21 protein-coding genes are annotated in these 22615 nt (G+C 59.8%); 15 read left to right on the top strand and 6 right to left on the bottom strand.

Translation table 11 applies throughout. The features are described from left to right. The first annotated feature begins 64 nt into the window (after positions 1-64). The 3 genes from ACA070_RS26210 to ACA070_RS26220 all read left to right on the top strand — a co-directional run bounded on the left by ACA070_RS26210 (position 65) and on the right by ACA070_RS26220 (position 2572). Entirely contained in the window at positions 65-1621 is a 1557-nt protein-coding gene (locus tag ACA070_RS26210; RefSeq protein WP_497448909.1) for a bifunctional aminoglycoside phosphotransferase/ATP-binding protein, read from the top strand. 91 nt (positions 1622-1712) lie between these two features. Beyond that, positions 1713-2057 carry a pentapeptide repeat-containing protein gene (locus ACA070_RS26215; RefSeq protein WP_497448910.1) on the top strand — a complete coding sequence of 115 codons (345 nt, stop codon included), beginning with the start codon at positions 1713-1715 and terminating at the stop codon, positions 2055-2057. A 242-nt stretch (positions 2058-2299) separates the two neighbouring features. Further along, positions 2300-2572, top strand: a complete 273-nt coding sequence (locus ACA070_RS26220; RefSeq protein WP_007971093.1) for a TfoX/Sxy family protein — start codon at positions 2300-2302, stop codon at positions 2570-2572. A gap of 264 nt (positions 2573-2836) precedes the next feature. Here ACA070_RS26220 and ACA070_RS26225 read toward each other — a convergent pair whose 3' ends face one another. From ACA070_RS26225 to ACA070_RS26240, 4 genes are read right to left on the bottom strand one after another with little or no spacing between them, the layout of a single operon-like run. Beyond that, positions 2837-3688 carry a ChaN family lipoprotein gene (locus ACA070_RS26225; protein WP_497448911.1) on the bottom strand — a complete coding sequence of 284 codons (852 nt, stop codon included), beginning with the start codon at positions 3686-3688 and terminating at the stop codon, positions 2837-2839. Positions 3689-3709: 21 nt separating this feature from the next. Next, positions 3710-4477, bottom strand: a complete 768-nt coding sequence (locus ACA070_RS26230) for a heme ABC transporter ATP-binding protein (RefSeq protein WP_497448912.1) — start codon at positions 4475-4477, stop codon at positions 3710-3712. Next, positions 4477-5514, bottom strand: coding sequence for a FecCD family ABC transporter permease (locus ACA070_RS26235; RefSeq protein ID WP_497448913.1), 1038 nt, complete (start codon positions 5512-5514; stop codon positions 4477-4479). Before ACA070_RS26235 ends, ACA070_RS26230 begins: the two co-directional genes overlap by 1 nt. Further along, a complete protein-coding gene (locus ACA070_RS26240) occupies positions 5511-6383 on the bottom strand; it encodes a heme/hemin ABC transporter substrate-binding protein (protein WP_497448914.1) in 873 nt (290 codons plus the stop codon). The genes ACA070_RS26235 and ACA070_RS26240 overlap by 4 nt, the downstream gene beginning before the upstream one ends. Positions 6384-6548: 165 nt before the next feature. On the opposite strand from ACA070_RS26240, the gene ACA070_RS26245 reads away from it, so the two are divergent. Further along, positions 6549-6866, top strand: a complete 318-nt coding sequence (locus ACA070_RS26245; protein ID WP_497448915.1) for a Rieske (2Fe-2S) protein — start codon at positions 6549-6551, stop codon at positions 6864-6866. On the opposite strand, the gene sfsA is transcribed toward ACA070_RS26245, so the two are convergent. Together sfsA and ACA070_RS26255 are read right to left on the bottom strand one after the other, a co-directional pair. Then, positions 6863-7576: a DNA/RNA nuclease SfsA gene (gene sfsA, locus ACA070_RS26250; RefSeq protein ID WP_497448916.1), complete on the bottom strand. Its 714-nt coding sequence runs from the start codon at positions 7574-7576 to the stop codon at positions 6863-6865. The two genes, ACA070_RS26245 and sfsA, sit on opposite strands and share 4 nt — an antisense overlap. Further along, positions 7576-8748: a pyridoxal phosphate-dependent aminotransferase gene (locus tag ACA070_RS26255; RefSeq protein ID WP_497448917.1), complete on the bottom strand. Its 1173-nt coding sequence runs from the start codon at positions 8746-8748 to the stop codon at positions 7576-7578. Before ACA070_RS26255 ends, sfsA begins: the two co-directional genes overlap by 1 nt. A gap of 334 nt (positions 8749-9082) precedes the next feature. Here ACA070_RS26255 and dksA point away from each other — a divergent pair, with 334 nt between their 5' ends. The 11 genes from dksA to pgi all read left to right on the top strand — a co-directional run bounded on the left by dksA (position 9083) and on the right by pgi (position 22511). Next, positions 9083-9523, top strand: a complete 441-nt coding sequence (gene dksA, locus ACA070_RS26260) for an RNA polymerase-binding protein DksA (RefSeq protein ID WP_131061781.1) — start codon at positions 9083-9085, stop codon at positions 9521-9523. A 202-nt stretch (positions 9524-9725) separates the two neighbouring features. Beyond that, positions 9726-10622, top strand: a complete 897-nt coding sequence (gene gluQRS / locus ACA070_RS26265) for a tRNA glutamyl-Q(34) synthetase GluQRS (protein ID WP_497448918.1) — start codon at positions 9726-9728, stop codon at positions 10620-10622. Between the two features lie 77 nt (positions 10623-10699). Next, a complete protein-coding gene (locus ACA070_RS26270; RefSeq protein ID WP_003176118.1) occupies positions 10700-10876 on the top strand; it encodes a hypothetical protein in 177 nt (58 codons plus the stop codon). Next, positions 10860-13814, top strand: a complete 2955-nt coding sequence (locus ACA070_RS26275; RefSeq protein WP_162556248.1) for a sensor histidine kinase — start codon at positions 10860-10862, stop codon at positions 13812-13814. Before ACA070_RS26270 ends, ACA070_RS26275 begins: the two co-directional genes overlap by 17 nt. A gap of 22 nt (positions 13815-13836) precedes the next feature. Then, on the top strand, positions 13837-15273 hold the full coding sequence (locus ACA070_RS26280; RefSeq protein ID WP_462025363.1) for a sigma-54-dependent transcriptional regulator: 1437 nt from the start codon (positions 13837-13839) through the stop codon (positions 15271-15273). 865 nt (positions 15274-16138) lie between these two features. Continuing rightward, positions 16139-17539: a polynucleotide adenylyltransferase PcnB gene (locus ACA070_RS26285; RefSeq protein WP_497448919.1), complete on the top strand. Its 1401-nt coding sequence runs from the start codon at positions 16139-16141 to the stop codon at positions 17537-17539. Positions 17540-17542: 3 nt separating this feature from the next. Then, entirely contained in the window at positions 17543-18028 is a 486-nt protein-coding gene (folK, locus tag ACA070_RS26290) for a 2-amino-4-hydroxy-6-hydroxymethyldihydropteridine diphosphokinase (protein ID WP_497448920.1), read from the top strand. Between the two features lie 367 nt (positions 18029-18395). Beyond that, positions 18396-19196 (top strand): 3-methyl-2-oxobutanoate hydroxymethyltransferase, encoded by an 801-nt coding sequence (gene panB, locus ACA070_RS26295; protein WP_497448921.1) that lies wholly within the window; start codon positions 18396-18398, stop codon positions 19194-19196. Beyond that, the gene (gene panC, locus ACA070_RS26300) at positions 19193-20053 is read left to right on the top strand and encodes a pantoate--beta-alanine ligase (RefSeq protein WP_497448922.1); all 861 of its coding nucleotides are present in this window, start codon (positions 19193-19195) and stop codon (positions 20051-20053) included. Before panB ends, panC begins: the two co-directional genes overlap by 4 nt. Before the next feature lie 187 nt (positions 20054-20240). Further along, positions 20241-20621, top strand: a complete 381-nt coding sequence (gene panD / locus ACA070_RS26305) for an aspartate 1-decarboxylase (protein WP_003228271.1) — start codon at positions 20241-20243, stop codon at positions 20619-20621. 225 nt (positions 20622-20846) lie between these two features. Beyond that, positions 20847-22511: a glucose-6-phosphate isomerase gene (gene pgi, locus ACA070_RS26310; RefSeq protein ID WP_497448923.1), complete on the top strand. Its 1665-nt coding sequence runs from the start codon at positions 20847-20849 to the stop codon at positions 22509-22511. Positions 22512-22615 lie beyond the last annotated feature (104 nt).

The raw sequence follows: 22615 nt of genomic DNA on the forward strand, positions 1-22615 counted from the left end.
CGTCAGGCGGACTTGCAGCCATAATGGCGACCGTGAATTTTCCCCAGACTCTGAAGGATCGCCTGTGAGCCAGTCCCTGATCGCCGCCCTGCAAAACCCGGCCCTCTACCCGCATCCGGTAGACGGGTTCCAGGTCATCGAGACCCATATCTCCTGGGTCATTCTCACAGGCCCATTCGCTTATAAAGTGAAGAAGCCAGTGAATTTCGGCTTCCTCGACTTCACCAGCCTCGACGCTCGTGAGCATTTCTGCGGCGAAGAGCTGCGCCTTAACCAGCGCCTGACCAACGATTTGTATCTGGAAGTGTTGCCGATCACCGGCAGCGAAGAAGCACCGCGACTGGGTGGCGAGGGTCCGGTTGTCGACTTCGCGCTGAAAATGCGTCAATTCCCCCAAAGCCAGTTGCTCAGCACCCTGCAAGCCAACGGCGAATTGACCACCGCGCACATCGATGAGATGGCTGCGCAGATCGCCCAATTCCACCTCACCGCACCGAAAGTGCCTGGCGAACACGAAGCCGGCACCCCGGACAGCGTGATGGCGCCAGTACGCCAGAACTTCGAACAGATCCGCCCGTTCCTCAGCGACAAGGCCGACCTGCTGCAACTCGATGCTCTGCAAGCCTGGGCCGAAAGCAGCTTCGAACGCCTCAAGCCGCTGTTTGCCCAGCGCAAGGCTGAAGGCTTTACCCGCGAATGCCACGGTGACATTCACCTGGGTAACGCCACCGTGATCGACGGCAAGGTCGTGATCTTCGACTGCATCGAGTTCAATGAACCGTTCCGCTTCACCGACGTATATGCCGACACCGGTTTCCTGGCCATGGACCTGGAAGACCGCGGCCTGAAGAGCCTTGCGCGTCGCTTCATCAGCCAGTACCTGGAACTGACCGGTGACTATCAAGGCCTTGAGGTGCTGAACTTCTATAAGGCCTACCGCGCCCTGGTTCGCGCTAAGGTCAGCCTGTTCAGCATGCCGGCCGAAGCCGACCCGGTGCAACGCGCAACCACCCTGCGCCAGTACCGCAACTACGCCAACCTGGCAGAAAGCTACAGCACCATTCCTTCGCGTTTCATGGCGATTACCCACGGTGTTTCCGCCGTCGGCAAGAGCCACGTGGCCATGCGTCTGGTGGAGGCGTTGGGCGCCATTCGCCTGCGTTCGGATGTTGAACGCAAGCGCCTGTTCGGCGAGCAAATCGTACCGAATGACCCGCAGGCCGGCATTTATAGTGCCGACGCCAGCGCCGCCACCTATACCCGCCTGCATGAGATTGCCGCAGTGATCCTGCGTGCCGGTTTCCCGGTGGTCATCGATGCGACATACCTCAAGCGCGACCAGCGCGACAGTGCGGCGAAAATTGCCGAGGCCACCGGTGCACCGTTCCTGATCCTCGATTGCAATGCACCACAAGCAGTCATTGAGAGCTGGCTGGCCTTGCGTCAGGCAGACAAGAAGGATCCGTCCGACGCCAACCTGGCTGTTATTGCAGCGCAGCAAGCCAGTCGCGAAGCCCTGACGCCTGCCGAAATTTTGTGCAGCAAACGCGTCCAGACCAATGAAAGCGGGACCCTCGATACCGTCGTTGCGCAGATTCGTCAGCGCATGCCTGGTCTGTAAAAAACTATTTCAACCGTGGAGCCCTCGCCGGCTTCACGGCTGTCAAATAGTGGCACTATACTGGCGTCATAAAACCATCAGGTGATGCGACATGAGCCAGCCGAAACTCCTCGACACCCCGCTTTATGCCTTGCTGCACAAAGACGACATCGCAGGCTTCAATGCCGAACGTGCCGGTCATGCCTCTGTCGACATGGTCGGCGGCGATTTTCGTGGCCTGGACCTGCGTGAGCTGAACGCCGAGGGTGTCGACTTTACCGATGCCTATTTCCGCTCCGCCGATTTGCGCGGCATCGACTTTCGCAACTCATGCCTGGAAGGCGCGAGCCTGGCTCACGCACAGATCTCAGGCGCCTACTTTCCACCCGAACTGAGCGCTGACGAGATCCTGATGTCGATGAATTTCGGTACTCGCCTGCGTTATCGCACCCGCTAAAAACGACGTTCTGCCTGCCACGTCCAGCGCCCCCGCTTCGCGCTGGACGCTGGATTCTTTGTCGTAAAAGTTGATTCCTCCGCGCCCCCTCTACTGCCCCCGCAGACCTTTACGCGGCTCTTTGAGTATTCCTCTTAGAAGCTTTTGCGTCGAAACCGACCAAACAATCACGCTTTTCCTACTGATGGCTACACTCCTGAGAAGCTCGCCCACGCACCGATCGGCCGTCGCAAGGAGGCTTGATGAATGATGAACTGCAACACCTGAAGAATCTTGGCAAGACGTCGGCGCAATGGCTGCATGCCGTGGGCATCCACAGCGCCTCGGACTTGCGTCGCCTTGGGGCGGTGGATGCTTATCGGGCCGTGCGTACGCGCGGGTTCCGGGCGTCCAAGGTGTTGTTGTATGCGATCGAAGGCGCACTGATGGACGTGCACTGGAATGACATTCCAGCCGAACGCAAAGAAGCCTTGAACAAACAACTGGAAGCCATCTCGTCCCGTCACAAGAATTGAACAGGCAGATTTCGCCACAGGATTAACGCCTGAAGCGCAATGTTTACGGGGCTTTTCAACGCAAAACCGAGGATTTCAAAGAAATCAAAAAACAGCGGTTGACTTGGTAATGAGAATCGCTATGATTACCACAACTGGTCGCGAGACTGGTCGATATTTGAAAAGCCCTTGGTTCGGACTCTCAGATATCTCCTCATCAGGCTAATCACGGTTATTTGACCCGGCTCTTGCCGGGTCTTTTTTTGCCTGTGGAAAAGTCGTCCGTTACTGACTGAACTGCTTACGCATTTCTGCGCAGTAATCCTGGGCCGGCGTGGCAGGCGTATACCAGATGTAATCAGCCATGGCCGGCGTGACTTCACCGCCCTGCTCCGCCAGCATCAAAACCGTGGGAGCTTGCGACTCTCCAAGATCAAGCACGTGAATCGGCACGCCAACATCCTTACGCGCGTGATAGGCGCCGGCAAACAGCAGCGCAGGCGTCGGTGCCGACAACAAACGCTCGGCCATCCGCCGATCCCGTTGCTGCTGGACCGCCAGCATCGCGGGCATTTGCGAGGTGGGCAGCAGGCCGCAATGGGAGTCGTTGATCTGCGCCAGCAGCTCATCCTTGACTGACGAGGCGTTGGAACGCGAACCTCTTAATGTCGGCGGTTTGCCATAAACGGTACGGACTTCAAGATTGTCCAGATTGGCCGCCAGCAGCGGGTAGGGCTGAGTCAGCACAAAACCCACGATCGGCCCGTACAGGCTCCAGTCCCACCCCGACTGCCAGTTCAACGCGCCGGGCAAATCTGCGGGCAGCGTCGAGGCACGGCGAACGTCATCGACGCGCGGTTGTTGATCCGGCGTGAGCATTTCCAATAACAGGCTGCCCTGCGGTCGACGCTCGCCCAGCACCTGTAACAACCACAATTGCAGTTGATGGTGATCACGATTGTCATGCTGCTCACCGACGATCAGCCGCGACGGCTCGGCCAGCCGTGCGACCAGTTCCCGAGGTGTCAGGACCTGACCGCTGCGCAGGTCACGAATCTCACCGGTGACCGGCGGTGGGCTCGACAGGTGCTGGCAACCACTCAAAACCAGCAGCGCCAACAGCAACATCACTCGCATGTTCTCACCTCAATGAAATGCTCAGCGGGCGATGATCAGCGGATGCCCACGTTCCGGGTGCTGCTGCACCAGCACTTCCAGCCCGAACACGGCTTTGAGTGGCTCCGGACGCAAGACCTGCTCCGGCGTATCAAGCGCCACCGGCCGCCCACCTTCGAGCAACAACAGGCGATCACAATAGCGTGCCGCCAGGTTCAGATCATGCAGGATCACCAGCACTGCAGCGCCGTGATCGGCGAATTCGCGTACCGCTTGCAGGGTGGTGTGCTGGTGCAGCGGATCGAGCATCGAGGTCGGTTCATCGAGCAACAGCGTCTGCCCCGCTTCGCCTGGCCAGAGCTGCGCCAGCACCCGCGCCAGATGCACCCGCTGACGTTCGCCGCCGGACAGGGCCAGATAGCTGCGACCACTCAGGTGTCCCGCATCGGCAGCGTGCAAGGCGGCGGCGACGATCTCGTCATCCCGGACCCGTCCGCTTTGATAAGGCAATCGCCCCATGCCGACCACTTCTTCGACACGAAAGGCGAAGTCCAGGGTCGATACCTGCGGCAATACCGCCAATCGCTGGGCTCGCTGCGCGCCAGTCCAATGACTTAACTCGCGATCATCGAGCCAGACGCCGCCGCAATCAGCCTTCAACTCACCGCACAAGGCACCCAGCAAGGTGCTTTTGCCGGCACCGTTGGGGCCCAAGACGCCAAGGACTTCGCCCGGCTTGAGCTCAAGTGTGATGTCCGTCAGAACGATCTTCGTGCCTCGACGGATTTGCAGGCTCTGGGTTCGCAACATCAGGCACGCCCTCGGAGCAATAAATACAGAAAGAACGGCGCACCGATGAAGGCCGTGACAATCCCGATCGGCAACTCCGCCGGCGCCAGGGCAAGCCGCGCCACCAGATCGGCAAACAGCAGAAGACTGGCACCCGCCAGCACCGAGGCCGGCAACAACACCCGATGATCCGGACCGGCCAGCAGTCGCACCAGATGCGGCACCACCAGACCGACAAAGCCGATCATTCCCGCTGCTGCCACTGCCGCGCCAACGCCCAGCGCAGTACAGAACACCAGTTCGCGCTTGAGCCCTTCGACGTCGATGCCCAAGTGACCGGCTTCCGACTCGCCCAGCAGCAACGCATTCAAGGCCTTGGCCCGGCGCGGCAACCACAGCGCCACACCGGCACTCACCAGCAGTAACGGCCAGAGCCGCGAATAGCTTGCGCCGTTGAGACTGCCCAGGTTCCAGAACGTCAGCGTACGCAAGGTCGCGTCGTCGGCCAGATAGGTGAACAACCCGACCGCTGAACCCGCCAGCGCAGTCAACGCGATGCCGGCCAGCAACATGGTCGCGACATGGGTCTGCCCGTTACGCCGACCCAACCGATACACCAGCGCTGTAACGCCCAACCCTCCGAGAAATGCGCACACTGATAATAGATAAGGTCCGAACGATTCAGGCAGACCGCCAAATAACGAACCGCCGACAATCGCGATAGCGGCGCCCAATGCAGCACCGCTGGACACGCCGACCAACCCCGGATCAGCCAGAGGGTTACGAAACAAGCCCTGCATCGCCACGCCGGACAGCGCCAGCACGCCCCCCACCGCCAGGCCCAACAGGGTTCGAGGCAGGCGGATTTGCCCGAGGATGAGTTCGGCCTGCTCCAGCCCATCGGGCGCAATGGGCAAGCCGATCATGCGCAATGCCGCACGCAGGGTATCGAATAAGGGCAGGCTCACCGGTCCCAGCGCCAACGACAACCAGATCGCCACTAAACAAAGCAGGCTCAAACCAATGAACAACGAGCGGGGTTTAACCAGAATGGTCATTGGGCGGTTTTACCGGGAAAAAAACCGTCAGAGAGCTTTTTCAGTGCATCGGGCAACCGTGGACCGAGCCCGCCCACAAGTAACGTCGGATCGAGTTCCATGACGCGTCCATCCTTGGCCGCGCGGGTCGAGGACAGAATCGGGTTTTCCTTGAATAACGCCGTACGCGCGGCATCGCCAGTCAGTGCTCGGTCAGCGAACACCAGCACGTCAGGGTCCAGACTGACCAGCGACTCAACAGAAAAGGGTTTGTAACCGGTATGCGCTGCCAGATTGTGCCCACCCGCCTGTTGGATTAACCAATCGGCGGCGGTGTCCTTGCCGGCGATGAGCGGTTTGCCGCCCGCATGCCCTAACAGCAACAGCACCCCCGGCGATTTTTCCTTCAACTGCGCGCGAGTGACCCGGACCTTCTGCTGCTCGAGTTGCTGCTGATAAGACTGGATCAATTGCGCAGCCTGGTCTTCTGCACCGAGCAACTTGCCCAGGTGCACCAGGTTGCCCTGCAACGTCGGCAGATCTGGCTGGGCCGAAAACAACTCGACTTGCACGCCCGCGGTACGAATCTGCGACAACACCGGCGGCGGTCCCATTTCTTCGGTGCCGACCAGAATCTGCGGGCGTAAGCTCAAGATGCCCTCCGCCGACAGTTGCCGCTGATAACCGATGCTCGGCAGCGCCTTCAACGACTCCGGATGCTGACTGGTGGTATCGACACCGACCAGTTTCGATTCGCCGCCCAACGCGCTCACCCACTCGGACAGGGCGCCGCCGGCACTGACCCAACGCTGTGGCAACTCGGCTGCTGCGGCGTGGTGGCTGACGAGGAGTCCGACACACAGCGCAACAACGCGGGTACTCAGGCGCATAAACAGCTTCCTTTTAATTTTTCCCAGGCATCGAGATGACAGGCCAAGTATCCTCGGCATCCGGCACCTGCACCCGACGGGCGAAGCGGCCATTTGATAATTGTTTGCATTTGAACGTCAAGCTCGGACACATCCCGTCACGAGCCGCCGGCATTGAGGATAGACATGAAGTTGCTTTGCACAGGTGCCGAATTGGCTGACAACAGCAGTCGCGGATTCGACGTCGACAGTCAGAAACTGTTCGCCGTGCGCCGGGGTGGCCAAGTTTATGTCTACATCAATCGCTGCCCGCACCGGGGTGTCGGGCTGGAATGGAAGCCTGACCAGTTTCTCGACCCCAGCAACAGCCTGATCCAGTGCGCCACCCACGGAGCACTGTTCCTGATCGAAGACGGTGAGTGCGTCGCCGGCCCATGCGCCGGGCAATCCCTGACCACCGTTGCCAGCCGCGAAGACGAACAAGGGATCTGGATCAGCCTTTAGCCGTTCAGCAGCACATCCAGACGTCGATCGACCAGCATCTCTTCGTGAGTCAATCGCACGCCATAGGCCAGCACCTCGACTCCGCACGCCACCGCCTCACGCAAGGCCGCCGCGTAGGCCGAATCGATTTCTTCTGCCGGACGCACGGCGTCGATCCCTGTGAGGTTGACGCAATACAACTGCACCGCACGAATTCCGTCCCGAGCCAGATGAGCCAGCTCCCGCAAATGCTTGGCACCCCGTTGCGTCACCGCGTCGGGAAACGCCGCCACCGGTGAACCGTCGAAACCCAGGGTCACGCTTTTGACTTCCACATACGCCGGCCCGCTCGGGTAATCGAGACGGAAATCGATGCGGCTGCTTTCCTGCCCGTAGGCCACTTCGCGTTTCAACTCGGTAAAGCCGTTCAGTTCGGTAATCACGCCCGCCCGCAACGCCTCTTCGATCAACCCGTTGGCGCGCCCGGTGTTCACGCAAAACAGCCGGCCCTGTGGGGTTTCACCGATTTCCCAGGTGCCGGGCAATTTGCGTTTCGGGTCATTGGAGCGGCTGAACCAGACTTGCCCGCCTTCTACCTGACAATTGAGCATCGAGCCGGTGTTCGGGCAATGAATGGTCAGCAATTCGCCGGTAACGGTTTCAATATCGGCGAGAAAACGCTTGTAGCGGCGGATCAGGCGACCTTCTTCGAGGGGAGGATGGAAACGCATCAGCCTTGCCAGCTCCGTAATCCACGAGCGATCCGCTCGACCGCTTCTTCCAGGCGCGGCAGGCTTTGGGTGTACGCAAAACGCACGTGATGCCCGGCTTGATACCGCCCGAAGTCCAGGCCCGGAGTAATTGCTACGTGCTCGGTTTCGAGGAAATGTCGGCAGAACGCGAAGGCATCGCCGCCGAACTTGCTGATATCAGCATACAAGTAGAACGCGCCTTCCGGCTCGACGGCAATGCCGAAACCCAGCGCTCTAAGGGCCGGCAACAGGAAATCCCGACGACGACCGAATTCGGCACGACGCTCTTCCAGAATGCTGATCGTGGCCGGTTCGAAGCAAGCCAGTGCGGCGTGCTGGGCCATGCTCGGGGCGCTGATGTAGAGGTTTTGCGCGAGTTTTTCCAGTTCACCGACTGCTGCTTCTGGCGCGACCAGCCATCCCAACCGCCATCCGGTCATTCCGAAATACTTGGAAAAACTATTCAGGACGAAGGCGCTGTCATCGACTTCCAGCACACTGGCGGCATCGGTGCCGTAAGTCAGGCCATGGTAGATCTCGTCCACCACCAGATGACCGTGGCGCTCCTTGATCGCAGCCGACAAGCCCGCCAGTTCGTCGCGGGTCAGAATCGTCCCGGTCGGGTTGGCTGGCGAGGCCACTAAAGCGCCGACGCTGTCTTGATCCCAATGGCGCGCGACCAGATCCGGCGTCAACTGATAACGCACGTCCGGGCCGACCGGCACCAGTTGCGCGGCGCCTTCGACCAACCGCAGGAAATGCCGATTGCACGGGTAACCCGGGTCCGCCAGCAGCCAGTGTTTGCCCGGGTCGACGAGCAAGGCGCTGGCCAGCAATAGCGCGCCGGAACCGCCGGGCGTGATGAGGATTCGCTGCGGATCGATGTTCAAACTGTAACGCTGTTGATAGAAATTCGAGATCGCTTCGCGTAACTCAGGGATGCCGCGCGCAGCGGTATAACGGGTCTTCCCCGCCGTCAGTGCCGCCTGGCCGGCCTGGATGATCGGCTCGGCGGTGGTGAAGTCCGGCTCGCCGATTTCCAGGTGGATCACATCGTGACCCGCGGCCTGCAATTCATTGGCCCGCGCCAGCAGCGCCATGACATGGAAAGGTTCGATCGCGCGACTGCGGGCACTGTAGGACTGAGCCATTAGCCTTCCTTACAACGGAGAAAAGAATCGATTCTACCCAAGCGCCGGAACGAGCGAGAACCTAAAGCGGTCAGAGCCGTTATATCCCTGGCCACAAACGACTCAAGCGTGTACCCCAGGTTTGACTAAAATCAATAATTGATCAGGCCTCCAACGCCGCCAGACAAGGCTTTGCAATCATTTGCAAGCACCTTGGGCCACTACCTCGACATCCGGGAGTAGCGCGGTCCGATTTGATCTGGTAAGTTCGCCCGCTTGCAGCCGCAGGGCCGGCAGGTGTCGGTGATGGAGCAATCCTGCGCAATGGATTACAAGAGTAGAGGCGGTCCATTTCATGCCCACCCAAGCAAAGCAGCAAAATACGTCGATCAGCGGCTTCGAACCCTACCAGGCTGTAAAGGGAGAGGAGTACATGGGCAAGCCCATGCGCGCTCACTTCACCAAGATCCTGAATAAGTGGAAACAGGACTTGATGCAGGAAGTCGACCGTACGGTTGATCACATGAAAGACGAAGCGGCCAACTTCCCTGACCCGGCAGACCGTGCCAGCCAGGAAGAAGAGTTCAGCCTTGAACTGCGTGCCCGCGACCGCGAGCGTAAGTTGATCAAAAAGATCGACAAAACGCTGCAGCTGATCGAAGACGAAGAATATGGCTGGTGCGAGTCCTGCGGCGTCGAGATCGGCGTCAAGCGACTGGAAGCCCGCCCTACCGCCGACATGTGCGTTGACTGCAAGACATTGGCGGAAATCAAGGAAAAGCAAGTCGGCAAGTAATGTCGCCTTGAACGAAAAACGGAGCGTGCGAACGCTCCGTTTTTGTTTCTGATATTTGCCTCGATAGAAAACCTGTGGGAGCGGGCCTGCTCGCGAATGCGGTCTGACATTCAACATTGATGTTGTTTGACAGCCCGCATTCGCGAGCAAGCCCGCTCCCACAGGGTGACTCGCGTAAGCCCAGACAAGTAACATCGCCCCCATGACCGCCATCGCCTCCCCCACCTACATCGGACGCTTCGCCCCCACGCCCAGTGGCCACTTGCATTTCGGCTCGCTGGTCGCAGCGCTGGCCTCGTACCTCGACGCCCGTGCCGTGGGCGGCCGCTGGTTGATGCGCATGGAGGATCTCGATCCGCCACGGGAAGAACCTGGCGCTCAGGCAGCTATCTTGAAAGCCCTGGAAAGCTACGGTTTCGAGTGGGACGGTGAAATGGTCCGTCAGAGCGACCGCCACGAGGCGTACGCCGAAGTTCTCAATCGCCTGTTCAATCAAGGCCTCGCTTACGCCTGCACCTGCTCGCGCAAACAATTGGAGCCGTACCACGGCATTTACCCGGGCCTGTGCCGAAATGCCGGCCATGGCACTGAGGACGCTGCGATTCGACTGCGTGTGCCCGAGCTGGACTACCACTTCATCGACCGCGTGCAAGGCGAGTTCCGCCAGCATCTGGGCCGGGACGTCGGCGATTTCGTGATCCGCCGCCGCGACGGGCTCTATGCCTATCAACTGGCGGTGGTGCTGGACGATGCCTGGCAAGGCATCACCGATATCGTGCGTGGCGCTGATCTGCTGGACTCCACGCCGCGCCAGCTCTACCTGCAAGAACTGCTTGGCCTGCGGCAACCGCGCTACCTGCACATCCCGCTGATTACCCAGCCCGATGGTAACAAGCTCGGAAAATCCTACCGCTCGCCGCCGCTGACCGAAGACCAGGCCACGCCTTTGTTACTGCGTGCGTTGCGTGCACTGGGGCAAAACCCGGGCAAGGAACTGGCCTATGCGACACCGCGGGAAGTGCTGGATTGGGGAATTGCCCACTGGGATGCGTTATTAATCCCTCGCACACTGACCCTGCCCGAAGCGCAACTACAGTGATCACACTTGCAGTGGCGCGCCCATCCGTTACCATCGCCGCACGTTTTCGGGCACGCGCATAAAAAAGAGAGGCCGGGATGTACATCTATCGCTTGGTCCTGCTCCTGGTAGTGGGGATTTATCTGTTCTCCCCGGCCATCATGGATTGGTGGATCGACGCCACTGGCGCCTGGTATCGCCCTTATCTGCTCTGGCTGATTCTGATCGTCGTGACCTTCATCCTGCAGAGCCAAAAAGATGCCGATGAGCTTTAGCCTGACCCAGATGATCCTGATCAGCGCCGCGTACCTGGCGGTGCTGTTCGGCGTCGCCTGGATCAGCGAACGGGGCATGATCCCCCGGGCGATCATTCGCCACCCGCTGACGTACACCCTGTCGCTGGGCGTGTATGCCAGTGCCTGGGCGTTTTACGGCACGGTGGGCCTGGCCTATCAGTACGGCTACGGGTTTCTGTCCAGTTACCTCGGGGTCTCTGGGGCATTTTTGCTGGCGCCGGTGTTGCTGTACCCGATCCTGAAAATTACCCGCACGTATCAACTGTCGTCCCTTGCCGACCTGTTTGCCTTCCGTTTCCGCAGTACGTGGGCCGGGGCGCTGACCACCATTTTTATGCTGATCGGCGTGCTGCCGTTGCTGGCGTTGCAGATTCAGGCGGTGGCCGACTCCATCGGCATCCTGACCCGCGAGCCAGTGCAACATCGCGTAGCCCTGAGCTTCTGCGCCCTGATTACGCTGTTCACGATTTTCTTTGGTTCTCGCCACATCGCTACCCGCGAGAAACATGAAGGCCTGGTGTTCGCGATTGCCTTCGAGTCGGTGATCAAGCTGATCGCCATCGGCGGGGTCGGCCTCTATGCCCTTTATGGCGTGTTCGACGGCCCGCAACAGCTGGAACTGTGGCTGCTGCAAAACCAGACCGCCCTCGCCGCTTTGCACACGCCGCTGCAGGAAGGTCCGTGGCGGACGCTGCTGCTGGTGTTCTTTGCCTCGGCGATCGTGATGCCGCACATGTACCACATGACTTTTACCGAGAACCTCAACCCGCGCTCGCTGGTCAGTGCGAGCTGGGGCTTGCCATTGTTCCTGCTGCTGATGAGCCTGGCGGTGCCGCTGATTCTCTGGGCCGGTCTGAAACTTGGCGCCACGACTAATCCGGAATACTTCACGCTGGGCATCGGAATCGCCGCCAACAGTAAAGCCCTGGCGCTATTGGCCTATATTGGCGGCTTGTCGGCAGCCAGCGGCCTGATCATCGTCACCACCCTGGCGTTGTCCGGGATGGCGCTGAACCATTTGGTGCTGCCGCTCTATCAACCACCGGCCGAAGGCAACATCTATCGCTGGCTGAAGTGGACCCGCCGGGCGCTGATCGTCGCGATCATCATGGCCGGTTACGGCTTCTACCTGCTCCTGGGCGCCGAACAGGATCTGGCCAACCTCGGCATCGTCGCGTTCGTTGCCACCCTGCAATTTCTTCCGGGCGTCCTGTCGGTCCTGTATTGGCCGACCGCCAACCGTCGCGGCTTCATCGCGGGTTTGCTGGCGGGGATTCTGGTTTGGCTGGTGACCATGCTGTTGCCGCTGGTCGGCAATCTGCAGGGCTTCTACATTCCACTGCTGAACATGATCTACGTTCTGGACGACACCAGTTGGCACATGGCCGCGATCGCATCGCTGGCCGCCAACGTGCTGATGTTCACCCTGATCTCGCTGTTCACCAACGCCAGCCCCGAGGAGGCCAGCGCTGCCGAAGCCTGCGCCGTGGACAACGTACGTCGCCCGCAACGCCGTGAATTGCATGCCGCCTCGCCCCAGGAATTCGCCACGCAACTGGCTAAACCCTTGGGCGCCAAGGCCGCGCAGAAGGAAGTCGAGCAAGCCTTGCGCGATCTCTATCTGCCGTTCGACGAGCGCCGCCCTTATGCCTTGCGCCGCTTGCGTGACCGCATAGAAGCCAACCTCTCCGGCCTTATGGGGCCAAGCGTGGCTCAGGACATGGTCGAGACCTTCCTGCCGTACAAGGCCGGCGGCGAAAACTACGTCACCGAAGACATCCACTTCATCGAAAGCCGCCTAGAGGACTACCACTCGCGCCTCACCGGCCTTGCTGCCGAACTCGATGCCCTGCGCCGCTATCACCGCCAGACCTTGCAGGAATTGCCGATGGGCGTTTGCTCGCTGGCCAAGGATCAGGAAATCCTCATGTGGAACAAAGCCATGGAGGAGCTGACCGGGATTGCCGCGCAACGGGTGGTCGGCTCGCGCCTGAGCACCATCGCCGATCCGTGGAAAGAACTGCTGCAAGGCTTCATCAATCTCCCGGACGAGCATTTGCACAAGCAGCACCTGGCCCTTGATGGCCAGACCCGCTGGCTGAATCTGCACAAAGCGGCGATCGATGAACCGCTCGCGCCGGGTAACAGTGGATTGGTGTTGCTGGTGGAAGACCTGACCGAAACCCAGATGCTCGAAGACAAACTGGTGCACTCCGAGCGCCTGGCCAGCATCGGGCGACTCGCCGCCGGCGTCGCCCATGAAATCGGCAACCCGATCACCGGCATTGCTTGCCTGGCGCAGAATCTGCGCGAAGAGCGTGAAGACGATGGCGAGCTGAAGGAAATCAGTGGGCAGATCCTGGAGCAGACCAAACGCGTGTCACGCATTGTTCAGTCGCTGATGAGTTTCGCTCACGCCGGCAGCCATCAGCACAGCGACGAGCCCGTCTGTCTGGCCGAAGTGGCTCAAGATGCCATCGGTTTGCTGGCCCTGAACCGACGCAATTTCGAAGTGCAGTTCTATAATCTGTGCGACCCCGATCACTGGGTCGAAGGCGATCCGCAGCGCCTCGCCCAGGTGTTGATCAACTTGCTCTCAAATGCCCGTGACGCCTCGCCTCCCGGCAGTGCGGTGCGGGTCAAAAGCGAAGCCGGCGAACACACGGTCGACTTGATCGTGGAAGACGAAGGCAGCGGTATTCCGAAGAACATCATGGATAGATTGTTCGAACCTTTCTTCACCACCAAGGATCCTGGCGAAGGCACCGGTCTGGGCCTTGCACTGGTCTATTCCATCGTTGAAGAGCATTATGGACAAATCACCATCGACAGCCCGGCTGATGTACAAAGCCAACGCGGCACCCGTATCCGGGTGACCTTGCCGCGTCATGTCGAAGCGACGTCCGCTGTGAACTGAGACCGTCGAGAGTATCGAATCAATGCCGCACATTTTGATCGTCGAAGACGAAACAATTATCCGCTCCGCCTTGCGCCGCCTGCTGGAACGTAACCAGTACCAGGTCAGCGAAGCCGGTTCAGTGCAGGAAGCACAAGAACGCTTCACTATTCCCACGTTCGACCTGATCGTCAGCGACTTGCGTCTGCCGGGCGCTCCGGGCACCGAGTTGATCAAACTCGGCCAGGGCACTCCGGTGCTGATCATGACCAGCTACGCCAGCCTGCGTTCAGCCGTTGACTCTATGAAGATGGGCGCGGTGGACTACATCGCCAAGCCTTTCGATCACGACGAAATGCTCCAGGCCGTCGCCCGTATCCTCCGTGACCGCCAATCTCTGCCAGCCAGCGGCGAACCGGTCACCGGCAAAGCCGGCAATGGCGCGGCGAAACCGGGTGTCGATAACAGCAACGGCGAAATCGGCATCATCGGCTCGTGCCCACCGATGCAGGACCTGTACAGCAAGATCCGCAAAGTCGCGCCGACCGATTCCAATGTCCTGATCCAGGGTGAATCCGGTACCGGTAAAGAACTGGTGGCCCGCGCCCTGCACAACTTGTCCAAACGCGCCAAGGCGCCGATGATTTCGGTGAACTGCGCAGCCATTCCGGAAAGCCTGATCGAGTCCGAACTGTTCGGCCACGAAAAAGGCGCGTTCACCGGCGCCAGCGCCGGGCGTGCCGGTCTGGTGGAAGCGGCGGATGGCGGCACTTTGTTCCTCGACGAAATCGGCGAACTGCCGCTGGAAGCCCAGGCCCGCTTGCTGCGCGTGTTGCAGGAAGGCGAAATTCGCCGGGTCGGGTCGGTCCAGTCACAGAAAGTCGATGTGCGCCTGATCGCCGCGACTCACCGGGACCTCAAGAGCCTGGCGAAGATCGGCCAGTTCCGTGAAGACTTGTATTACCGCCTGCACGTGATCGCCCTGAAACTGCCAGCCCTGCGTGAGCGCGGTGCCGACGTCAACGAAATCGCCAATGCCTTCCTGGCGCGACAGAGCGCGCGGGTCAACCGCACCGACCTGAAGTTCGCCGCGGATGCCGAACAGGCGATTCGTCATTACTCCTGGCCGGGTAATGTGCGTGAACTGGAAAACGCGGTAGAACGCGCCGTCATCCTGTGCGAGAGCCCGGAGATTTCCGCCGAGCTGCTGGGGATCGACATCGAACTGAGCGATCTGGAAGACGACGACTTCATCGGCCTGCCCCCGCAACAGGGCAACAGTACCAGCAACAACAATCATGAGCCGACCGAAGACCTGTCACTGGAAGACTACTTCCAGCACTTCGTGCTTGAGCATCAGGACCACATGACGGAAACCGAACTGGCCCGCAAGCTGGGGGTGAGTCGCAAATGCCTGTGGGAACGTCGTCAGCGCCTGGGTATTCCGCGGCGCAAGACCGGTGTAGCCAGCGAGAGCTGAACCGCGCCTGTCTGATGTGTGGGTAACACGTGACTTTGTGAAAAAACTGTTACCTCACCTATTTCACGTAACAGAAGCCGGGGCTTACGGTAACGAAACCCCGGTTTTTTTTGGCCTCGAAAAACCCCACCTACCAGCCTAACCCCTTGTTTTACTGGCCCTCGCAAAAGTTGGCACGCACCCTGCTATATGTTCAGTACAAGAACAATAACAAGCAATGCACAAGACAATAAAAATAAGACGAATCGACTCACGCACAATAAAAACAAGACGGCGAGAGGCGCAGCTAACTGATTCTTTTGGAGAGGCGTTGTATTTGGGGCTTGCCCCACGACCAGGCCGAGAATAATAAAAAACTGTCCTAAGACAGTGCCTGAACTGGTTGGATCGAAAGATCACTGCAACACAGCGACCAAAGCAATCCGTTTGCTCTTGGCTCCCGATTGGGAGGGTCATGAAGGAAAAACTTCATGACGAGGGCACTTAACAAAAACAAAAAGCCCGAATCAAAAATAAAAATAGAGCATGCAACTACTTTCTTGGGGAGCTTCGGCTCCCCTTGTAGTTTCTGGCGTTTGGCTTTGTAGCAGCTGCCGAGCAGCGCGAGGCTGCGTTCGGTTGCGCAGCAGCCGCCATCACAGGCATCTGGTTTTTTCTGACATACCGCAATCCCTGGATTTACGACTGCTTCGCAGCCGAACGCAGCCTCACAGGCTCGGCAGCTGCTACAGATTGCGTATACCAGACACGCCCTTCAAGCGCTTGCGCAGCTTCCTACACCATCCCCTGACTAAATGCTAGAATCCCCGCCCATCATGCGGTCATTCTTCGTTATGGCCGAACATTCCTTCAAACAGTGCATCCCATGCTGAAGAAGTTGTTCCAGTCATTCCGTTCTCCCAAGCGTCATACGCAACACATTCGCAGTACGCCTGAAGTGCTCAACAGCGGCCAACATTCGCTGCAAAAGGCCCAATTCAGCCGTTATGCGGTGAACATCGTCGAACGCCTGCAGAGCGCCGGTTACCAGGCTTACCTGGTTGGCGGCTGTGTGCGTGACATGCTCCTGGGCATCACGCCGAAAGATTTCGACGTCGCCACCAGCGCCACACCTGAACAGGTTCGCGCCGAATTCCGCAACGCGCGGATCATCGGTCGCCGCTTCAAACTGGTGCATATCCACTTTGGCCGCGAAATCATCGAAGTCGCGACCTTCCGCGCCAATCATCCGCAAAATGACGAGGAAGAAGACAGCAACCAGTCTTCCCGTAACGAGAGCGGACGCATCCTGCGCGATAACGTCTACGGCACGCTGGAAGAAGACGCGCAACGCCGCGACTTCACCATCAACGCCCTGTATTACGATCCGGTCAGTGAACGCATCCTCGACTACGCCAGCGGCGTACACGACATCCGCAATCACCTGATCCGCCTGATCGGCGATCCGAAGCAACGCTACCAGGAAGACCCGGTGCGGATGCTGCGGGCCGTGCGCTTCGCCGCCAAACTGAATTTCGGCATCGAAAAGCACAGCGCCCAGCCGATCCGCGATCTGGCGCCGATGCTGCGCGAGATTCCGTCAGCCCGTCTGTTCGAAGAAGTGCTCAAGCTGTTCCTATCCGGCCATGCCGCGGACACCTTCGAGATGCTGGTCGACTTGCAGCTGTTCGACCCGCTGTTCCCGGCCAGTGCCGAGGCGCTGGAATACAACCCGACGTACACCCACACCTTGATCAGCGAAGCGCTGATCAACACCGACCTGCGGATCAAACAGAACAAACCGGTGACCCCGGCGTTCCTGTTTGCAGCCCTGCTGTGGCCTGCCCTGCCGGCCCGCGTGCTGCGTCTGCAAGAACGTGGCATGCCGCCGATTCCGGCGATGCAGGAAGCGGCTCACGAACTGATTGCCGAGCAGTGCCAGCGGATCGCGATTCCAAAACGCTTCACCATGCCGATTCGCGAGATCTGGGACATGCAGGAGCGTCTGCCACGGCGCAGCGGCAAACGTGCCGACCTGTTGCTGGACAACCCGCGGTTCCGCGCCGGTTACGACTTCCTGCTGCTGCGTGAAAGCGCTGGCGAGCAGACCGATGGCCTGGGCGAATGGTGGACCGACTATCAGGACGCCAACGACAGTGAACGTCGCGACATGATCCGCGATCTCAGCGGCAAGGATGAAGGCACCGGCGCTCCACGCAAACGTCGCCGCAGCGGTGGCGCCAAGCGCAAACGCGCGGCTGGCGCACCGAGTGCCACGGGCGAGTAATCCATGGAACGCATCTACATCGGCATGGGCAGCAATCTGGCTGACCCCGCCGAACAATTGCGCAGCGCCGTCGAGGCGCTGGCGCAGTTGCCGCAGACCGAACTGGTCGGGGTGTCCCGGTTTTATCAAAGCGACTCACTCCTGCCGGGCCAACCGCGTTACACCAACGCCATTGCCGCACTCGACAGCACGCTCGCGCCGCTGGACCTGCTCGATGCGCTGCAAGCCATCGAGAACGAACAAGGCCGCGAGCGTCTTGAGCGTTGGGGCCCACGCACGCTGGACCTCGACATCGTGCTGCTTGGCGATCGGCTGATCGACGAACCGCGCCTCAAGGTGCCTCACTACCATCTGCAGGAACGGGCCTTCGTGCTGTATCCACTGGCCGAACTGGCGCCTGCGGATCTGCGTCTACCTGATGGCCGCAGCCTGACGGAATTACTCGCCGCCTGCCCGTTCGTCGGCCTGGAACGCCTCCCTCAAAATTGACCCAAAACCCCTGTAGGAGCGAGCCTGCTCGCGATAGCGGTGTGTCATTCAGCATTGATGCTGGCTGATCCGCCGCTATCGCGAGCAGGCTCGCTCCCACAGGGATTTTGTGTTGCGTGCAAGATCTGCGGCATGCTGAAACGCATCAGTTACCCCGGTAACACCGACCGCGTAACAATGCGGTAACACATGCAATTGACTTCCCGAGTTCTCCTCACGACTATAGGCGTCCCGCTGCCGCCAACACGGCGTTGAAGGGCGCAATCCAGGCCTTAAAAGCACGACACCAGAGCGTGCGCCTGTATTTAACGAAGAATCACGCGCGTTACTCGCAGTAGTTTCCAAGCGCCTGAATGAGGAACTTTTCATGCCAGCCATCACCCTGACCACTCTGCAAGGTCTCAAGCAAAAAGGTGAAAAGATCACCATGCTGACCTGCTATGACGCGACCTTCGCCCATGCCTGCAATCAGGCTGGCGTCGAAGTGCTGCTGGTGGGCGACTCCCTCGGCATGGTTTTGCAGGGTCACGACAGCACCTTGCCGGTGACCACCGCGGAAATGGCTTACCACGTCGCAGCCGTCAAACGCGGCAATGCCGATGCGCTGATCCTCGCCGACCTGCCCTTCATGGCCTACGCCACCACCGAACAAGCCATGGCCAACAGCGCCCTGTTGATGCAGGCCGGTGCGCACATGGTCAAGGTTGAAGGGGCATTGTGGCTCGCCGACTCGATCCGCCTGCTGGCCGAACGTGGCGTCCCGGTGTGCGCGCACATGGGGCTGACGCCGCAATCGGTGAACATTCTGGGCGGTTACAAAGTCCAGGGCCGCAGCGAGAACCAGGCACGACAGATGCGTGCCGACGCCATCGCCCTGGAGCAGGCCGGTGCATCCATGTTGCTGCTCGAGTGCGTACCAAGCGAACTGGCTCAGGAAATCACCCAGGCAGTGGGCATTCCGGTGATCGGCATCGGCGCCGGCAGTGGCACTGATGGCCAGGTCCTGGTTCTGCACGACATGCTGGGCCTGTCCATTACCGGCCGCGTGCCAAAATTCGTAAAGAACTTCATGAACGGCCAGACCAGCATTCACGCTGCACTGAGCGCCTACGTCACTGAAGTCAAAGCAGCAACTTTCCCTGGGATCGAACACGGATTCTCTGCATGAACACCGTAAAAACCGTACGCGAGCTGCGGGCCGCCGTGGCCCGTGCCCGCAGCGAAGGCAAGCGCATCGGCTTCGTGCCGACCATGGGCAACCTGCACAGCGGTCATGTCGCGCTGATTACCAAAGCGACCCAACGGGTGGATTTCGTGGTCGCGAGCATTTTCGTCAACCCGCTGCAATTCGGCGCCGGCGAAGATCTTGACAAATACCCGCGCACCCTGGCCGCTGACCAGGAGAAACTGCTCGAGGCCGGTTGCCACTTGCTGTTCGCCCCAACCGTCGAAGAAATGTACCCCGACGGCATGGCCGGCCAGACCCGCGTCAGCGTCCCGCAACTCTCCGAAGGCCTGTGCGGCGCCAGCCGTCCCGGGCATTTCGAAGGGGTGGCGACGGTGGTCAGCAAGCTGTTCAACATGGTCCAGCCTGACCTGGCGATCTTCGGCCAGAAAGACTTCCAGCAACTGGCGGTGATCAAATCCCTGGTCCATGACCTGAACATGCCGGTCCAGATCATTGGCGAACCGACCGTGCGTGCGGCCGATGGCCTGGCGCTGTCGTCGCGCAACGGTTTCCTCAGCGAAGAGCAACGGGCCGTGGCACCAGTGGTGTATCGCGTCCTGAGCCAGATGGCCGAGGCGATCAAACAGGGTGAACGGGATTTCCCGGGGTTGATCGACGCACAGATCAAGCAGCTCGAAGCGGCGGGTTTGCGCACCGATTACCTGGAGATTCGTCACGCGCAAACCTTGCGCCCGGCGACCCCGGAGGATCGGGACCTGGTGATTCTGGTGGCGGCGTTCCTGGGCACTACGCGGTTGATCGACAACCTGCACCTGAACCTCGACGCTTCCGCCTGAACACAAATCCCCTGTAGGAGCCGGCTTGCTGGCGATGGCCTCACCGCGGTGCATCTGCCGGACCGAGGTGATGCCATCGCCAGCAAGCCGGCTCCTACAGAGGGCTGCTCCCTCGCGCCTTGTATTGCCGCCCCCAAAGCCTTCGGGCAAACTGCCCGCCGTTCGATTCCGACCTGGGAAAACACTCATGCACGCCATCATGCTCAAAGCCAAGCTGCATCGCGCCGAAGTCACTCACGCAGTACTCGATTACGAAGGTTCTTGCGCCATCGACGGCGAATGGCTGGACTTGTCCGGCATACGTGAATACGAACAGATCCAGATTTATAACGTCGACAACGGCGAACGCTTCACCACCTACGCGATTCGTGGCGAAGAAGGCTCGCGCATGATTTCGGTCAACGGCGCTGCCGCGCACAAGGCCAAGGTCGGTGATCGGGTGATCATCTGCGCTTACGCGCATTACAGCGAAGCCGAGCTGCTCAACTTCAAGCCACGCATGCTCTACATGGCGCCGGGCAATGAACTGAGCCACACCAGCAATGCCATTCCGGTTCAGGTCGCCTGATCGAACCGACGCCCCTCCCGTTTGTCGAAACGTTCCCTGCTTTATGTATAAAAAAGTACCGGGAACGTGTTAGACAAAGTCAAGACAGATCGCAGCGCGAGGTTTACTGTATTCGCCCTGTGTCATTGAAATCGTGTCGACGCAGTTGACCGGATGCCAGCCTACGGCGCTCCGGTATTTTCAGTGTTCAAAAAAGCCGTTCAAGTAAAAAGGAAACCCGCAGCGATGGCGTACTACCGCACTCCTCATGACGTTACCGCTCTGCCCGCCTGGCAAGCGCTGAATGACCACCGCCAAGCCATGCAGGATTTCAGCATGCGCGAAGCCTTCAATGCCGATCCGCAGCGCTTTACTCAATTCACTCTCAGCAGCTGCGGCCTGTTTCTCGACTACTCGAAGAACCTGATCAACGCCGAGACCCGCAATCTGCTGGTGGACCTGGCCAATGAAGTTGACCTCAAGGGCGCGATCAAGTCGCTGTTCGAAGGCGAAATCGTCAACGCTTCCGAAGGTCGTCCGGCCTTGCACACCGCTCTGCGCCGCCCGGTAGGCGACAAGCTGTCGGTCAATGGCGTCAACGTGATGCCTGAAGTGCACAAAGTGCTGAACCAGATCACTGACCTCGTTGGCCGCATCCACGACGGTTTGTGGCGCGGTTACACCGAGAAGCCGATCACTGACGTGGTGAACATCGGCATCGGTGGCTCGTTCCTCGGCCCGGAGCTGGTGTCTGAAGCGCTGCTGTCCTACGCCCACAAAGGCGTGCGTTGCCATTACCTGGCGAACATCGACGGCAGTGAGTTCCACGAACTGACCATGAAGCTGCGTGCCGAAACCACGCTGTTCATCGTTTCGTCGAAATCCTTCAATACCCTTGAAACCCTGAAAAATGCTCAGGCTGCTCGTGCCTGGTACCTGGCTCAGGGTGGTTCGGAAGCCGAGCTGTATCGTCACTTCATCGCCGTTTCCAGCAACAATGCGGCGGCCGTGGCGTTCGGTATCCGCGAAGAAAACATCTTCCCGATGTGGGATTGGGTTGGCGGCCGTTATTCGCTGTGGTCGGCCATCGGCTTGCCAATCGCCCTGGCCATCGGCATGTCGAACTTCAAGGAACTGCTGTCCGGTGCCTACACCATGGACCAGCACTTCCAGAGCGCGCCATTCGACCAGAACATGCCGGTGCTGCTGGCGTTGCTCGGTGTCTGGTACGGCAACTTCTGGGGCGCTCAAAGCCACGCGATCCTGCCGTACGACCACTACCTGCGTAACATCACCAAGCACTTGCAACAGCTGGACATGGAATCCAACGGCAAGAGCGTGCGCCACGACGGCACGCCTGTGTCCACCGACACGGGCCCGGTAATCTGGGGTGGCGTGGGTTGCAACGGTCAGCACGCGTATCACCAGTTGCTGCACCAGGGCACCCAACTGATTCCGGCCGACTTCATCGTGCCGATTGTCAGCTTCAACCCGGTCTCCGACCACCACCAGTGGCTGTACGCCAACTGCCTGTCGCAAAGCCAGGCGTTGATGCTCGGCAAGACCCTTGCCGAAGCCGAAACCGAGCTGCGTGACAAAGGCATGAGCGAAGAAGAGGTGCATAAACTCGCGCCGCACAAGGTGATCCCGGGCAACCGTCCGAGCAACACCCTGGTGGTCGAGCGCATCAGCCCGCGTCGTCTCGGTGCGCTGGTGGCGATGTACGAACACAAAGTCTTCGTGCAAAGCGTGGTCTGGGGCATCAATGCCTTCGACCAGTGGGGCGTGGAGCTGGGTAAAGAATTGGGCAAAGGCGTCTACAACCGCTTGGTCGGCAGCGAAGAAACCCCGGCTGACGATGCTTCAACCCAAGGCCTGATCAACTACTTCCGCGGCCGTCACCGCGGGTAACCTGACGCCGTTCCTGCGGGGTACTAACCTTGTAGGAGCCGGCTTGCTGGCGATGGCGGTGTTTCAGTCGATGAAAATGTTGACTGACACGCCGCTATCGCCAG

It is taken from the genome of Pseudomonas sp. LBUM1678, from assembly GCF_059695575.1.

Excerpts from the sequence above, each read along its gene's own strand:
- ACA070_RS26215 (WP_497448910.1), top strand. The coding sequence starts at position 1,713 with ATGAGCCAGCCGAAACTCCTCGACACCCCGCTTTATGCCTTGCTGCAC.
- ACA070_RS26220 (WP_007971093.1), top strand. The coding sequence starts at position 2,300 with ATGAATGATGAACTGCAACACCTGAAGAATCTTGGCAAGACGTCGGCG.
- ACA070_RS26225 (WP_497448911.1), bottom strand. The coding sequence starts at position 3,688 with ATGCGAGTGATGTTGCTGTTGGCGCTGCTGGTTTTGAGTGGTTGCCAG.
- ACA070_RS26230 (WP_497448912.1), bottom strand. The coding sequence starts at position 4,477 with ATGTTGCGAACCCAGAGCCTGCAAATCCGTCGAGGCACGAAGATCGTT.
- ACA070_RS26235 (WP_497448913.1), bottom strand. The coding sequence starts at position 5,514 with ATGACCATTCTGGTTAAACCCCGCTCGTTGTTCATTGGTTTGAGCCTG.
- ACA070_RS26240 (WP_497448914.1), bottom strand. The coding sequence starts at position 6,383 with ATGCGCCTGAGTACCCGCGTTGTTGCGCTGTGTGTCGGACTCCTCGTC.
- ACA070_RS26245 (WP_497448915.1), top strand. The coding sequence starts at position 6,549 with ATGAAGTTGCTTTGCACAGGTGCCGAATTGGCTGACAACAGCAGTCGC.
- sfsA (WP_497448916.1), bottom strand. The coding sequence starts at position 7,576 with ATGCGTTTCCATCCTCCCCTCGAAGAAGGTCGCCTGATCCGCCGCTAC.
- ACA070_RS26255 (WP_497448917.1), bottom strand. The coding sequence starts at position 8,748 with ATGGCTCAGTCCTACAGTGCCCGCAGTCGCGCGATCGAACCTTTCCAT.
- dksA (WP_131061781.1), top strand. The coding sequence starts at position 9,083 with ATGCCCACCCAAGCAAAGCAGCAAAATACGTCGATCAGCGGCTTCGAA.
- gluQRS (WP_497448918.1), top strand. The coding sequence starts at position 9,726 with ATGACCGCCATCGCCTCCCCCACCTACATCGGACGCTTCGCCCCCACG.
- ACA070_RS26270 (WP_003176118.1), top strand. The coding sequence starts at position 10,700 with ATGTACATCTATCGCTTGGTCCTGCTCCTGGTAGTGGGGATTTATCTG.
- ACA070_RS26275 (WP_162556248.1), top strand. The coding sequence starts at position 10,860 with ATGCCGATGAGCTTTAGCCTGACCCAGATGATCCTGATCAGCGCCGCG.
- ACA070_RS26280 (WP_462025363.1), top strand. The coding sequence starts at position 13,837 with ATGCCGCACATTTTGATCGTCGAAGACGAAACAATTATCCGCTCCGCC.
- ACA070_RS26285 (WP_497448919.1), top strand. The coding sequence starts at position 16,139 with ATGCTGAAGAAGTTGTTCCAGTCATTCCGTTCTCCCAAGCGTCATACG.
- folK (WP_497448920.1), top strand. The coding sequence starts at position 17,543 with ATGGAACGCATCTACATCGGCATGGGCAGCAATCTGGCTGACCCCGCC.
- panB (WP_497448921.1), top strand. The coding sequence starts at position 18,396 with ATGCCAGCCATCACCCTGACCACTCTGCAAGGTCTCAAGCAAAAAGGT.
- panC (WP_497448922.1), top strand. The coding sequence starts at position 19,193 with ATGAACACCGTAAAAACCGTACGCGAGCTGCGGGCCGCCGTGGCCCGT.
- panD (WP_003228271.1), top strand. The coding sequence starts at position 20,241 with ATGCACGCCATCATGCTCAAAGCCAAGCTGCATCGCGCCGAAGTCACT.
- pgi (WP_497448923.1), top strand. The coding sequence starts at position 20,847 with ATGGCGTACTACCGCACTCCTCATGACGTTACCGCTCTGCCCGCCTGG.